The organism is Escherichia sp. 94.0001 (genome assembly GCF_013369155.2).
Lineage (GTDB): Bacteria > Pseudomonadota > Gammaproteobacteria > Enterobacterales > Enterobacteriaceae > Escherichia > Escherichia coli_F.
This window is the reverse complement of the sequence record NZ_JABWMS020000031.1, coordinates 23897-39624: the sequence shown is the minus strand read 5'-3', so window position 1 is coordinate 39624 and position 15728 is coordinate 23897. Positions and strand designations below refer to the sequence as shown.

6 protein-coding genes are annotated in these 15728 nt (G+C 49.6%); all 6 read left to right on the top strand.

Annotation, left to right across the window (positions count from 1 at the left end):
• The first annotated feature begins 96 nt into the window (after positions 1–96).
• Positions 97–2130: a methionine--tRNA ligase gene (metG, locus tag HEN33_RS15035; RefSeq protein ID WP_176263079.1), complete on the top strand. Its 2034-nt coding sequence runs from the start codon at positions 97–99 to the stop codon at positions 2128–2130.
• A gap of 140 nt (positions 2131–2270) precedes the next feature.
• Entirely contained in the window at positions 2271–6068 is a 3798-nt protein-coding gene (locus HEN33_RS15030; RefSeq protein WP_176263063.1) for a DUF4132 domain-containing protein, read from the top strand.
• Between the two features lie 12 nt (positions 6069–6080).
• Positions 6081–9830: a DUF4132 domain-containing protein gene (locus tag HEN33_RS15025; RefSeq protein WP_176263064.1), complete on the top strand. Its 3750-nt coding sequence runs from the start codon at positions 6081–6083 to the stop codon at positions 9828–9830.
• A gap of 9 nt (positions 9831–9839) precedes the next feature.
• Positions 9840–13481, top strand: coding sequence for a DUF4132 domain-containing protein (locus HEN33_RS15020; RefSeq protein WP_176263065.1), 3642 nt, complete (start codon positions 9840–9842; stop codon positions 13479–13481).
• Positions 13482–13541: 60 nt separating this feature from the next.
• A complete protein-coding gene (yehK, locus tag HEN33_RS15015; RefSeq protein ID WP_176263066.1) occupies positions 13542–13859 on the top strand; it encodes a protein YehK in 318 nt (105 codons plus the stop codon).
• A 779-nt stretch (positions 13860–14638) separates the two neighbouring features.
• Positions 14639–15727 (top strand): ATP-binding protein, encoded by a 1089-nt coding sequence (locus HEN33_RS15010; RefSeq protein ID WP_176263067.1) that lies wholly within the window; start codon positions 14639–14641, stop codon positions 15725–15727.
• Position 15728 lies beyond the last annotated feature (1 nt).

The following is a 15728-nucleotide window of genomic DNA, read 5'->3' as shown; positions in this document are numbered from 1 at the left end:
GATAGTTTACCTGAAGAATATAGAGAAGTACTTACTTAACATTTTCCCATTTGGTACTATCTAACCCCTTTTCACTATTAAGAAGTAATGCCTACTATGACTCAAGTCGCGAAGAAAATTCTGGTGACGTGCGCACTGCCGTACGCTAACGGCTCAATCCACCTCGGCCATATGCTGGAGCACATCCAGGCTGATGTCTGGGTCCGTTACCAGCGAATGCGCGGCCACGAGGTCAACTTCATCTGCGCCGACGATGCCCACGGTACACCGATCATGCTGAAAGCTCAGCAGCTTGGTATCACTCCGGAGCAGATGATTGGCGAAATGAGTCAGGAACATCAGACTGATTTTGCAGGCTTTAACATCAGCTATGACAACTATCACTCGACGCACAGCGAAGAGAACCGCCAGTTGTCAGAACTTATCTACTCTCGCCTGAAAGAAAACGGTTTTATTAAAAACCGCACCATCTCTCAGCTGTACGATCCGGAAAAAGGCATGTTCCTGCCGGACCGTTTTGTAAAAGGCACCTGCCCGAAATGTAAATCCCCGGATCAATACGGCGATAACTGCGAAGTCTGCGGCGCGACCTACAGCCCGACTGAACTGATCGAGCCGAAATCGGTGGTTTCTGGCGCTACCCCGGTAATGCGTGATTCTGAACACTTCTTCTTTGATCTGCCTTCTTTCAGCGAAATGTTGCAGGCATGGACCCGCAGCGGCGCGTTGCAGGAGCAGGTGGCAAACAAAATGCAGGAGTGGTTTGAGTCCGGTCTGCAACAGTGGGATATCTCCCGCGATGCACCGTACTTCGGTTTTGAAATTCCGAACGCGCCGGGCAAATATTTCTACGTCTGGCTGGACGCGCCGATTGGCTACATGGGTTCCTTCAAGAATCTGTGCGACAAGCGCGGCGACAGCGTAAGCTTCGATGAATACTGGAAGAAAGACTCCGCCGCCGAACTGTACCACTTCATCGGTAAAGATATCGTTTACTTCCACAGCCTGTTCTGGCCTGCCATGTTGGAAGGTAGCAACTTCCGCAAGCCGACCAACCTGTTTGTTCACGGCTATGTAACGGTGAACGGTGCGAAGATGTCCAAGTCTCGCGGCACCTTTATTAAAGCCAGCACCTGGCTGAATCATTTTGACGCTGACAGCCTGCGTTACTACTACACTGCGAAACTCTCTTCGCGCATTGATGATATCGATCTCAACCTCGAGGATTTCGTCCAGCGCGTGAATGCCGATATCGTTAATAAGGTTGTAAACCTGGCATCCCGTAACGCGGGCTTTATCAACAAGCGTTTTGACGGCGTGTTGGCAAGCGAACTGGCTGACCCGCAGTTGTACAAAACCTTCACGGATGCCGCTGAAGTGATTGGTGAAGCATGGGAAAGCCGCGAATTTGGTAAAGCAGTGCGCGAAATTATGGCGCTGGCTGATCTGGCTAACCGCTATGTCGATGAACAGGCTCCGTGGGTGGTGGCGAAACAGGAAGGCCGCGATGCCGACCTGCAGGCGATTTGCTCTATGGGCATTAACCTGTTCCGCGTACTGATGACTTACCTGAAGCCGGTACTGCCAAAACTGACCGAGCGTGCAGAAGCATTCCTCAATACGGAACTAACCTGGGATGGCATCCAGCAACCGCTGCTGGGCCATAAATTGAATCCGTTCAAGGCGCTGTATAACCGCATCGATATGAAGCAGGTTGAAGCACTGGTGGAAGCGTCTAAAGAAGAAGTGAAAGCCACTACCGCGCCAGTTACTGGCCCACTGGCAGATGATCCGATTCAGGAAACCATCACCTTTGACGACTTCGCTAAAGTTGACCTGCGCGTGGCGCTGATTGAAAACGCAGAGTTTGTTGAAGGTTCTGACAAACTGTTGCGCCTGACACTGGATCTCGGCGGTGAAAAACGCAACGTCTTCTCCGGCATTCGTTCTGCTTACCCGGATCCGCAGGCACTGATTGGTCGTCACACCATTATGGTGGCTAACCTGGCACCACGTAAAATGCGCTTCGGTATCTCTGAAGGCATGGTGATGGCTGCTGGTCCTGGCGGGAAAGATATTTTCCTGCTAAGCCCGGATGCCGGTGCTAAACCGGGCCATCAGGTGAAATAATCCCCCTTCAAGGCGCTGCATCGACAGCGCCTTTTCTTTATGAATTCCTAAAGTTGTTTTCTTGTTTGTTTAACGCTCTTAATTTTTTTCATTAACTGCTAGCATCCGCTTATAACTGGATATAAATACAGGGAACGCGGATGAAGAGTTATATCTATCAGGACGAAAAATCGCATAAATTCTGGGCGGTGGGACAGCAAGGTAACGAGTTGCATATCAGTTGGGGAAAAGTTGGCACCCAAGGGCAAAGCCAGATAAAAAGCTTTGCGGATGCTGCGGCGGCGGAAAAAGCGGAACTGAAGCTTATCACTGAGAAAACGAAAAAAGGCTATGTGGAAGACGCTTCGGCAAACGTGCATATCCCCCCCGTCACCAAAGTCACTCCTGACGTTAAAACTTCACCCGAGAGTAAAAACAAACGCCTATGGCTGGCTGATGATGCAGCCATTCCGGTAACCGACGATATTAACCGATTTGCTTTTCCACATCGCTCTCGCCCCAGAGATATCAATTATCTGCACAAAGATGGTCAAATATGGAAGCGCATCGCGAATAACACCAGGGCATATGACTCCGACAACAATTACCGTTCTTATCCAGAAAACTGGCAGCAGGCTTTTACTGAGTTACAAATGCGAATTCTGGGTAATAAACAGACAGGGAGTGCGCAATCTGATGCGGCATTGCTCTGGAGTTTCTGGAATTCTTACTCTGCAGATGAACTGGTCGATGACTTAATCATTCGCTGTGGTCTGGAAACTACCGTTGAAATTGCCCTTCTCGCTCTTCAACTAAAATATAAATCAGTAAAAGGCGTCGTCACGACCATTATTCCTCCAGATCACGAAGCAGAATCGCTACCAAACTGGCATCAACGTCTATGCCATCATCTTTCACTCGCTTCAGAAGATGAGTGGCAACGCTGTGTAGATAAAGTACTCGCCGCAATTCCGACGCTATCCCCCGCACGGCAACCTTTTGCTGCATTACTGATCCCTGAACGCCCGGATATTGCCAATGCTATGGCGCTACATTATGCAGACCAAAACGTTCCGGCGATAACCTGGTTAAGACTGGTAGTAACCGATGATATAGCTCTGACTACAGCAGAAAAATACGACTTCCCACCGTTGTATCGTGATTTTCGCGCTTATCTGGCAATGTTGCTGGCAAATAATGGGGGGCGCGGTGTAAGCCGGATACTTACTGAGTTTGTGGAAGAGCATTCTGACAATCCCACTTATCTCTTCGAGCGCATCAGCGAGACTGAAGATCTTGTCAAATGGCTATGGAAAACGAATCACCCGGATGCGATTCAAATTCTGATCCTCGGTGTAAATGGCAAGAAAAAGCACCTGGAATACTTAAGCAAAGCCTGCCAAAAACATCCCGCTGCGGCTATTGCCGCTTATGCTACTTTGCTGGCAATACATGAAGACAAAGAGTGGCGTAAAGCGCTTGTCAAACTGATTACCGTCACGCCAGAGTTAGTCACTGACGTCATTCCCTGGGTTAATGCTAAAGCGGCAGGCGTATTATCTGAATGTCGTCCTCAGTCAGTCGCTGAAGAATGTGAGTATGCCACAGCGGATATGTTGCCGGAGTTGCTTGTCGCTCCACCGTGGGCAATAAATAAGAAAAAGAATGTAATACCCGTATTTGATTTACCGGTACTTCCCATCCCTTCCGTCACTGACATCACACCTGGAATTACAGAGTTAATCAGTCACACTGACATATCCAGATTCAGTGAAATCGCGAAATATCAGGCATCACAGCAAACCTTATTTACCGATCTGCCACTAATTGAAAAAAAAAGTTGGGAGACATCTTTCATTCCTTTTACACCAGAACAACAAATCCTTTGGCGACTGGGATTTAAGGAATGGCGCAGAACCGGAGAAGAACAATACGAAAAAAAAATAATGCCACAAAGCGCAGTTGAGGCCCTGTTACGTTTCGATTTCCCCGCGCTGAAAGCAGAGTTTGCGCAATACCATAATAAAGGAAGCAGACACTGGCAGTTGTACGCGCTCTGCTTCCTACCCACTCAGCATGCTATTTCTTTTCTCAATCAAATAATTAATGAAGAGCAATTCTCCGGCGAGAGAGAAATTCTGGCGATTTTTGGTGATGCGGCCATTCCTGCGTTTATGAAATGTCTGCAACGTAAGCCACAACAGTTGTGGATATTCACCCTTTTCCTGGGCGTCAGCGAATTAGCATTACCGATGGCGCAGCGATTACAGAAAAAAATGTCTTATGAAGATGCCCGAAAATGGCTGACTAACTTCCCACACCATGCCGCCGCCGGGCTACTTCCTGTGGCCCTGGGCAAAAAAGGAAAAGATCGTGATTGTGCCCGCCAGGCGCTCCGCCTGCTAGTGAAATTAAACCAGCGAGAAACGATTGAGAAAATCGCGCAAGGATATAATCAACCTGATGTTTTAGCTGCGCTGGCAACATTATTTGATAGCGATCCTCTGGAAGAATATCCCGCAAAAATCGCCCCACTGCCCGGCTTTTATCAGTTCACCTTATGGCGCAGACCACGGCTTAAAAGTAACAACCTGCCTCTACCAGATGACGCTATGCGCCACCTGGGCACTATGCTGAGCTTTCCTCGCGACATTACCGCCTACGCTGGGCTGGAGATCATCAAAGAAACCTTCACTCGCGAATCACTGGCTGACTTTGGCTGGGATCTGTATACCGCCTGGACAGAAGCTGGCGCACCCGCAAAAGAAAACTGGGCATTTACTTCGCTGGGGATTTTAGGCAATGACGACACCGCGCGTAAATTAACCCCGCTTATCAGTGCCTGGCCTGGGGAATCACAGCATAAACGGGCGGTGTCCGGGTTGGATGTATTAGCTGATATTGGCAGCGATGTTGCGCTAATGCTGCTTAATGGCATTGCGAAAAAGATTAAATTCGTTGTATTACAGGAACATGCCCGCGAGAAAATCAACATAGTTGCTGAAAACCGTGGGCTGACTATGGCCGAACTGGAAGACCGCCTGGCTCCAGATTTAGGGCTTGATATCAACGGCTCGCTGATACTTAATTTCGGCCCACGTCAATTCACCGTTGGTTTTGACGAAACCTTAAAACCTGTAGTGCGCGATGCAAACGGCAAAGTCCTGAAAGATTTACCCAAACCAAATCAGAGCGATGATAAAACACTGGCAACTGACGCCGTTAACCTCTTCAAACAATTGAAGAAAGATGTGCGCGCCATTGCCAGTCAGCAGATTGATCGTCTGGAGCAGGCTATGTGCCAGCGCAGACGCTGGACGGCAGAACAGTTCCGCCTGTTTCTGGTGGAGCATCCGCTGGTACGTCACTTAACCCGACGGCTGTTATGGGGAGTATATACTGAGGAAAACACGCTGATTGCCTGCTTCCGGGTCGCAGAAGACAGCACTTACAGCGATGCGCAGGATGAGTTATTCACGCTGCCAGCAGGAAACATCGGTATACCGCATGTGCTGGAAATCCCCCCTGAATCTGCCGCTGCATTCAGGCAAATTTACGCTGATTACGAACTGCTTCCCCCCTTCCAACAGCTCGATCGTGGTAGTTATCGTCTTGCTGATAATGAACGGAATACCCACGACCTGACACGCTGGCAAGGACAGCTCTGTCAGGCCGGACGTATTGTCGGGCTAGAGCGCCGAGGCTGGCAACGTCTGGAAGAAAGCGGCAGCGTCTATGCGATGCGCAAATCTACCCCTTATGGCGATCTCGAACTTGAAACAGAACATTTTTCATTAATTTATGGCGAAACAGGTTATGGCGACCTGTTACCTGTTGAAAGCGTAAAAATCACCTCGCCAGATGATCGCTACGGTAAACAACCTTTACTTACTTTTTCCATGCTCGACGACATCACCGCCAGCGAGCTGATTAACGACATTGAATCATTGTTTGATTAAAAGGATTTAGCAATGAAAACCTATATTTATCAGGACGAAAAATCACATAAATTCTGGGCGGTGGAGCAGCAGGGAAACGAGCTGCATATCAGTTGGGGCAAAGTCAGTACCAACGGGCAAAGCCAGGTAAAAAGCTTTGCTGATGCTACGGCGGCGGAAAAAGCGGAACTGAAGCTGATTGCGGAGAAGGTGAAGAAGGGATATGTGGAAGAATTATCTTCGCCATCCCAGCCCGCAATCAAAATAGAAACGGTCGAAGTAGATACAACTGGCGTGGCAGAAACCACTGTCGTATTTGACCAAAGTACGGTTGTTGAACCTGCTGAAACACCATGCCCGTGGCTGGCAGATGATTCCACTATACATTTATCAGAGAAAAAGTCTCTGGAGGCCTTACCTTCCCGACGTTTTCCTGGGGATGCTGTAAGCAAACCACAAGACAGCCTCCTTCTGAATTTAGGCCAGAATATTCATAATCTATCAGGAAAATTAACAACATACGATTTCAGTGCATGTTCTGCTAACTGGCAACAGAATATCAATGAAGCTCTCGCTAATGGTCCACTTTCTCCTGCTGCGTTGGCTGTACAGGTTGTTCTGGTTTCGCGTAAATTCTGGGGCGAATGCCCTGAACTCATGGATGAAATTGTCTATGTCTACGGACTAGAATTTGCCGTGGATATGTTTATTGCCATGCAATATATCTCGTTCGATTGCACTTATCACAGAACAAGCATACACATTACTTTTCAGCCATTATTAAACCATGCACATTGTGTTACCCCCTTTGACGTTCGACTGCGTAAGCATTTGGCTCTAGCAGAAGAAACTTTGTGGCAACGCTGTGTAGATAAATTCATTACAGCTTTGCCTGATATTCCTCCCATTCAACAACCGATGGTAGCGCTAATGCTACCGGAACGCCCGGAGATTGCAGAAGAAGTCGCACGACGGTTACTGAAGCAGAAAAATGTTCAAACGGTTGAATGGCTGAAACTTGTTGTACAAGAATCTTCCTTGCTCAAAGCACTGGAATCTTATTGCGCGTACGACCTTTTTAATGACTATTACCATGGTTGCATCTGGAATGTCACCGTTTTGCAGGAGCAAGGGATTGCCGGAATCGCTCGCTTCGCCCCCTATGCTTATGCTGATCTTTGCGGAAGCATTCTCGAAGAGATCAATCACCCACAAGCATTAATGCTACTTATACGTGTGTCTGGCAAAACTAAACGCTGCCATGAACGAATGACTAAGGCTTGCGCTGCGTTCCCACACACGGCACTGGCGGCACTGGCGGAACTTCTTGCGCAAAAAGAAGAGAATAGTTGGCGCATTATGCTGATGACGATGCTTATCTCGCAACCGGCACTAGCAGAACAGGCTACTCCCTGGCTCTCAACACCCGCAGTTGCAGTGCTGAAATCATGCCTGCAACAACTGACACAGCCCTCAAACCATGCCAGCGCCGATCTACTGCCAGCCATATTAGTCTCACCGCCCTGGCTTTCGAGAAAGAAAAAATCTGTAATGCCGGTATTGGATTTAACGCCATTACCGCTGGAGTCATGCTGCACATTGACCGAGACGGCAGAAAAAGAGATTCATGCAAGGCATCGCTGGCACGCACATCAAATAGACATCGGCCAAAAAGAGGATATTCAGAACTACCTGGCACGCCTGGGTTTCAATCGCTGGAATAATGGCCAGTATATGAAAGCGTCTGATGCTGTTGTAGAACTCTGGCAGAGGGGAGATTATTCTGCGCTGATCAGCGAATTTAAAACCTTCTGGCACTCCTATCAACGGGAATGGCAGCTTTACATGTTAGCCGCCCTGCCTATCGAAAAAACAGCGCAGGCGTGGAATGTCCTCAGTAAAGAGCCACACGTCGGTGTCGAGTTTGTCATGACGCACCTGCAACTCGCTGGGTTACAGGGTTTTATTCACTCCTTTTCACGCTATCCACAAGAAGCTCTGCCTGTAGCACAATATTTTGCGGCTATCGAATTAGCGCCACTGATCGCCCGCGCCTTTAACAAACTCAAAACTCTACGACAAGACGCCCGTAGCTGGCTGCTGAAATATCCGGAACATGCCATTACCGGCCTGTTGCCTGCGGCACTCGGCAAAGCCGGTGAAGCGCAGGACAACGCCCGCGCTGCCTTGCGTATGTTAATTGAAAATGGTTATCCGTCATTACTGCAAGAAATCGCCCAGCGTTATAACCAGCCGGAAGTAACCGATGCGGTGAACGCTCTACTTGCTCTCGATCCCTTAGATAATCACCCGACTAAAATCCCGACACTTCCGGCCTTTTATCAGCCATCGCTCTGGACGCGCCCGGTATTAAAAGCAAACGCCCAATCACTGCCAGATAGCGCCCTCTTCCACCTCGGTGAAATGCTTCGCTTCCCTCAGGAAGAGACGCTGTATCCGGGGTTATTACAGGTGAAAGACGCCTGTACTGCCGACTCACTGGCTGAGTTTGCCTGGGATCTGTTTACCGCCTGGCAGACCGCTGGCGCGCCGTCGAAAGAGAGCTGGGCGTTCACTGCATTAGGTGTTCTTGGCAACGATGACACCGCCCGCAAACTGACGCCATTAATCCGCGCCTGGCCTGGTGAATCCCAGCATAAACGTGCCACCGTCGGGCTTGATATCCTCGCCGCTATCGGCAGCGATATCGCCCTGATGCAGCTTAACGGCATTGCTCAGAAACTGAAATTCAAAGCATTACAGGAGCGAGCAAAAGAAAAAATTGCCGACATTGCCGAAAGCCGCGAACTCACAGTGGCAGAACTTGAAGATCGCTTAGCGCCCGATCTCGGTCTGGATGATAACGGTTCGCTGCTGCTGGATTTCGGGCCACGGCAGTTCACCGTCAGCTTTGATGAAACCTTAAAACCGTTTGTGCGTGATGCTTCCGGCAGCCGCCTGAAAGACTTGCCTAAACCGAACAAAAGCGATGATGAAACCCAAGCGAACGATGCAGTTAACCGCTACAAACTGCTGAAAAAAGATGCGCGTACCGTTGCCGCCCAGCAGGTGGCAAGGCTGGAATCCGCCATGTGCCTGCGCCGCCGCTGGTCGCCAGAAAACTTCCAGCTATTCCTGGTTGAGCATCCGCTGGTTCGCCACTTAACCCGCCGTCTGATTTGGGGCGTTTATAGCACCGAAAACGAGCTACTGGCCTGTTTCCGGGTGGCAGAAGATAACAGCTACAGCACCGCTGACGATGATCTTTTCACCCTGCCGGAAGGCGATATCTCTATTGGTATTCCTCACGTTCTGGAAATATCACCGACGGATGCCGCCGCCTTTGGTCAGCTTTTTGCCGACTACGAGCTGTTACCGCCGTTCCGCCAGCTCGACCGTAACAGTTACGCCCTGACAGAAACCGAGCGCAATGCCAGCGAATTGACCCGCTGGGCAGGCAGAAAATGCCCGAGCGGTCGGGTAATGGGGCTGGCGAATAAAGGCTGGATGCGTGGTGAACCGCAGGACGGTGGCTGGATCGGCTGGATGATCAAACCTCTGGGCCGCTGGTCATTAATCATGGAAATCGATGAAGGATTTGCAGTTGGTATGTCGCCAGCCGAACTCAGTGCCGAGCAACTCTTAAGCAAGCTGTGGCTATGGGAAGGCAAAGCAGAAAGCTATGGCTGGGGGAGTCATTCAACACAGGAAGCGCAGTTCTCCGCACTCGATGACATCACCGCCAGCGAGTTGATTAACGATATTGAAGCCCTGTTTGAATAAGGAAAGAACATGGACAAGGAATTACCGTGGCTGGCGGATAACGCCCAACTGGAACTGAAATATAAAAAAGGCAAAACACCACTCAGCCATCGCAATTGGCCGGGCGAACCGGTGCCTGTTATCACTGAAAGCCTCATCCAGACACTGGGTGATAAATTGCTACACATTGCTGAGAAGAAAAACATCGTCTGGCGTTATGAAAATTTTTCACTGGAGTGGCAGTCGGCCATTACGCAAGCCATCAACTTGATCGGCGAGCACAAACCCTCAATTCCGGCCCGGACAATGGCGGCGCTAGCCTGTATCGCGCAAAATGATAGCCAACAGTTGCTCGACGAAATCGTCCAACAAGAGGGACTGGAATATGCGACTGAAGTGGTGATTGCACGCCAGTTTATTGTACGGTGTTATGAGAGTGATCCTCTGGTAGTAACATTGCAGTATCAGAACGAGGACGATGGTTATGGTTATCGCTCAGAAACCTATAACGAATTCGATCTCCGACTGCGTAAGCATCTCTCTCTGGCAGAGGAAAGCTGCTGGCAGCGTTGCGCCGACAAACTCATTGCCGCACTGCCAGGAATACCCAAAGTTCGCCGTCCTTTTATTGCGCTCATCCTCCCGGAGAAACCAGAAATCGCCAATGAGTTGGTAGGCCTTGAATGCCCGCGGACTCATTTTCATTCTAAGGAGTGGTTAAAAGTTGTTGCTAATGACCCCAGAGCGGTGAGAAAACTCGAACGCTACTGGAGCCAGGATATATTTAGCGATCGCGAAGCCAGCTACATGTCGCATGAAAACCACTTCGGCTACGCGGCCTGCGCCGCCCTTTTGCGCGAACAGGGAATTGCAGCCGTTCCACGCCTCGCGATGTATGCCCATAAAGAAGATTGCGGTAGCCTGCTGGTACAAATTAACCATCCGCAAGTTATTCGCATCTTGCTGTTAGTTGCCGATAAAAACAAACCCAGCCTGCAACGTGTGGCTAAATACAGTAAAAACTTTCCCTATGCGACGCTTGCCGCACTGGCAGAACTGCTGGCGTTAAAAGAACCCCCTGCGCGCCCTGGTTATCCCATCATCGAAGACAAAAAGCTGCCTGCACAGCAAAAAGCACGTGATGAATACTGGCATACGCTGTTACAAACGCTGATGGCATCGCAGCCACAACTGGCAGAAGAGGTGATGCCGTGGTTAAGTACTCAAGCCCAGGAAGTGGTGAATAGTTATTCATCGGCATCGCCAAAACCGGTTATTGATAGCACCGATAACAGCAGTCTGCCTGAAATCCTCGTTTCACCACCATGGCGTGGCAGGAAAAAGACTTCCATAACTCACTTTTCGCTACCTGAACTTACGCTTGTACCGCAAGCGTACAGGTCGTCCCAGGAACACTGGACGCAGGAACAGCAAACTACAATCAGCCATTTTAGCGCCATGCCTTTTGACGAACGTCTCGCTAGCAGAGGAAACGATACCTTCTTGCGGGAATTAGGTTTTGAAGATCACAGGTGGAAGTTTAATGAGTTTATTCTCACAGGACAGTTGGATGCTCTGGATTCCGATCAACTAGAGACACATACTTCAGTAGGAAGATTGCTCAATTATCAGGCAAAACAGACTGAAAATAAACACTACCGGGAAGAGGCCGCCAGCGCATTACTGGCACAAGATAGCGTTGCGTTGATGGAGGGGTGGCGAACTTTCCAACGCAAATTTAATTACACTGATGAAAAGCGTTGGGGAGTGTGGAACCTGTACCTTATCGCGCAAATGCCGCGCGAAATGGCGGTATCGTGCTGGCAACAAATTGTCGCGGCTGATTTTCATTACACCGGGGTAGAATATCTGTTAAGTGTCCTGGGTACCGATGCTTTGCCCGGATTAATCACCGCCTTTGCCCGACATCCCAAAGAGATATTTCCGCTGCTGATTCATTTTGGCGCAACAGAACTGGCTCTGCCCGTTGCCCGCGTCTGGCATCGTTTTGCGGGCCAGCGTAATCTGGCTCGCCAGTGGATTTTACAATGGCCGGAGCATACGGCTACGGCACTTATCCCTCTTGTCTTCACCAAATCCAGCGATAATAGCGAAGCTGCATTACTTGCCCTGCGTTTACTTTACGAACAAGGACATGGCGAATTGCTACAAACTGTAGCCAATCGTTGGCAGCGTACAGATGTATGGCCTGCCCTGGAGCAATTACTTAAACAGAGTCCAATAGAGATTTACCCAACACGCATTCCAAAAGCTCCTGATTTCTGGCATCCGACAATGTGGTCCAGACCGAGACTTATCACGAATAATCAACCTGTTACTGATGACGCTCTGGAAATTATTGGCGAAATGCTGCGCTTTACCCAGGGCGGACGTTTTTATTGCGGGCTGGAACAACTGAAAACGTTCTGCCAGCCACAAACGCTGGCCGCTTTTGCCTGGGATCTCTTTACCGCCTGGCAACAGGCTGGCGCCCCCGCAAAAGACAACTGGGCTTTTTTGGCGTTAAGTCTCTTTGGTGACGAAAGCACGGCTCGGAATCTGACAACACAGATCCTCGCCTGGCCACAGGAAGGCAAATCTGCCCGTGCCGTCAGTGGCCTGAACATACTTACCCTGATGAATAATGATATGGCGCTGATACAGCTGCATCATGTATCGCAACGGGCGAAATCCCGTCCCTTACGTGATAACGCGGCGGAATTTCTTCAGGTGGTCGCAGAAAATCGTGGACTAAGCCAGGAAGAGTTAGCGGACAGATTAGTCCCAACACTGGGCCTGGATGATCCGCAGGCGTTGATATTTGATTTTGGTCCCCGGCAGTTTACCGTTCGCTTCGATGAAAACCTCAACCCGGTTATCTTTGATCAGCAAAACGTTCGCCAGAAAAGTGTTCCCCGGTTGCGCGCCGATGACGATCAGCTGAAAGCGCCCGAGGCACTGGCCCGACTAAAAGGGCTAAAAAAAGATGCCACTCAGGTAAGCAAAAACCTGCTCCCGCGTCTTGAAACTGCCCTACGCACCACCCGACGCTGGTCGCTGGCAGATTTTCATTCTCTGTTTGTTAATCATCCCTTTACCCGCCTGGTTACTCAGCGATTGATATGGGGTGTTTATCCGGCAAATGAACCGCGTCGTTTACTCAACGCCTTTCGTGTGGCCGCAGAGGGGGAATTCTGCAACGCACAAGATGAGCCAATTGACCTGCCTGCGGATGATCTGATTGGCATTGCCCACCCGTTAGAAATGACAGCAGAAATGCGCAGTGAATTTGCACAGGTTTTTGCCGATTACGAAATTATGCCGCCTTTTCGCCAGTTGATGCGGCGCACAGTGCTGCTCACACCTGACGAGTCAGCCAGTAACAGCCTGACTCGCTGGGAAGGTAAATCCGCAACCGTTGGGCAACTTATGGGAATGCGATACAAAGGCTGGGAGTCAGGTTTTGAGGACGCATGTGTCTATGACCTGGGCGAGTATCGGCTGGTCCTTAAGTTTTCACCCGGTTTTAACCACTACAGTGCTGATAGCAAAGCGCTAATGAGCTTCCGTTCTCTTCGAGTGTACCGTGACAATAAATCTGTCACTTTTGCCGCACTTGATGTGTTTGATTTGAGTGAGGCGTTAAGCGCACCCGACGTCATTTTCCATTAAAACACAACGGGCAGTGATGCGACTGCCCGTTATCAACACGACTTACCACCGGGAAAAGCGATGATCGTGCAAAAAGAGCTGGTCGCTACTTATGATTATGAAGTCCCTGTACCTGAAGATCCGTTTTCCTTCAGACTTGAGATCCATAAATGCTCTGAATTATTTACAGGTTCCGTCTATCGACAGGAACGATTCCGGCTACGTCCAGCATTTCATCAACGTGATGGAGAAGATGCCGACCCGCTAATAAATGATGCGTTGATTTATATAAGAGATGAATTTATTGATGAGCGAAAATTACGAGGTGAATCACCAGAAACTGTAATCGCCATTTTTAATCGCGAACTACAGAACATATACAACCAAGAAATAGAATAATATACTCTAAATAATTCAAGTTGCAGGAAGGCGATAAGCGAGTGAATCCCCAGGAGCTTACTAAAGTAAGTGACTGGAGTGAACGACAAATCCGCATGGAGCGGATTTGAACGCTACTTGTAGCGGCCCCGTAAGGGGTGAGGTCCATGGATGGGCCGAATAACCCGCAGCCGCAGCATATGCAACTTGAAGTATGGCGAGTATAGCTTTATTAAAGGGGGAAACGGTATTCCCCCTTAGATGCGTTTCAATTTGCCAGCTACTTCAACAAATCAATCAACCGTAACAGAGCCACTAATAACTCCAGTACGGCAATGAGCACAGTTAACTTTTGTGTCAGCGTGTCCATCCGCTCTCCTTATTAAGGAGCGCAACACCAGCACCTTACCCTTACACTGCCTGTCGATACTAGTTTACGTATGTTGGTACGAAACGTTGCTCTCCGGATCAGGGCACCACCTGCGGCACCACCCGTCCGGCAGCCAGGACTTGAAATTGGTTCAATCCGGCACAACCTCCCAACGGACACGATTATAAATCTCGCTTAGTGAATTGCAACGGGATGTGGATATGGTTATAATTCATTCGTTGGTACGAAATGTTGCACAATCAGCAAGTTATCGTCAAAGTAGTAAATAAAAGAACCTGCCTCACCAGCAGGTTTTTTTATTTACTGTGATCTGCTTTCCAGATATTTTCCGCTCAAACAACTAATGCGCCAAACATTTATTGCGCGTAAAATATCGTTTATTTGATTAATACATTTCAGGGATGAATATATGTCACCGCAGAATAATCATCTGCAGCGTCCGCCTGCCGCTGTGTTATACGCCGATGAACTGGCAAAATTAAAGCAAAATGATAACGCACCTTGCCCGCCCGGTTGGCAGTTAAGTTTGCCTGCGGCCCGTTCTTTTATTCTTGGCGATAGCGCGCAAAATATCAGCCGTAAAGTCGTGATTAGTCCCTCCGCTGTCGAACGCATGTTAGTCACTCTCGCTACTGGGCGCGGTTTGATGTTGGTGGGGGAACCTGGCACCGCAAAATCGCTCCTGTCTGAATTACTGACAACCGCTATTAGCGGCGATGCCGGGTTAACCATCCAGGGCGGCGCATCTACCACCGAAGATCAAATCAAGTACGGCTGGAACTACGCCCTGCTTATTAATCATGGTCCGTCAACGGAAGCGCTGGTCCCTGCCCCGCTCTACCAGGGAATGCGCGACGGCAAAATTGTCCGTTTTGAAGAGATAACGCGTACACCACTGGAAGTACAAGACTGTCTGTTAGGTATGCTTTCTGACAGGGTTATGACGGTGCCGGAACTCACTGGTGAAGCCAGTCAGCTCTATGCGCGAGAAGGCTTTAATATTATTGCCACTGCCAATACCCGCGATCGCGGCGTTAATGAAATGAGCGCGGCACTAAAACGTCGATTCGATTTTGAAACTGTCTTTCCGATTATGGATTTCGCCCAGGAACTGGAACTGGTCGCCAGTGCTTCGGCGCGTTTATTGGCCCATAGTGGCATTCCGCATAAAGTGCCTGACGCGGTACTGGAGTTACTGGTCCGCACCTTCCGCGATCTGCGTGCCAACGGCGAAAAGAAAACCTCAATGGATACCTTTACAGCGATTATGTCCACCGCTGAAGCCGTTAACGTGGCCCACGCCGTGGGCGTCCGCGCCTGGTTTTTAGCGAATCGCGCGGGGGAGCCAGCCGACCTGGTGGACTGTATTGCCGGAACCATCGTCAAAGATAACGAAGAAGATCGCGCACGTCTGCGCCGTTACTTCGAACAACGTGTCGCTACACATAAAGAAGCTCACTGGCAGGCTTATTATCAAGCTCGCCACCGCCTGCCGTGAG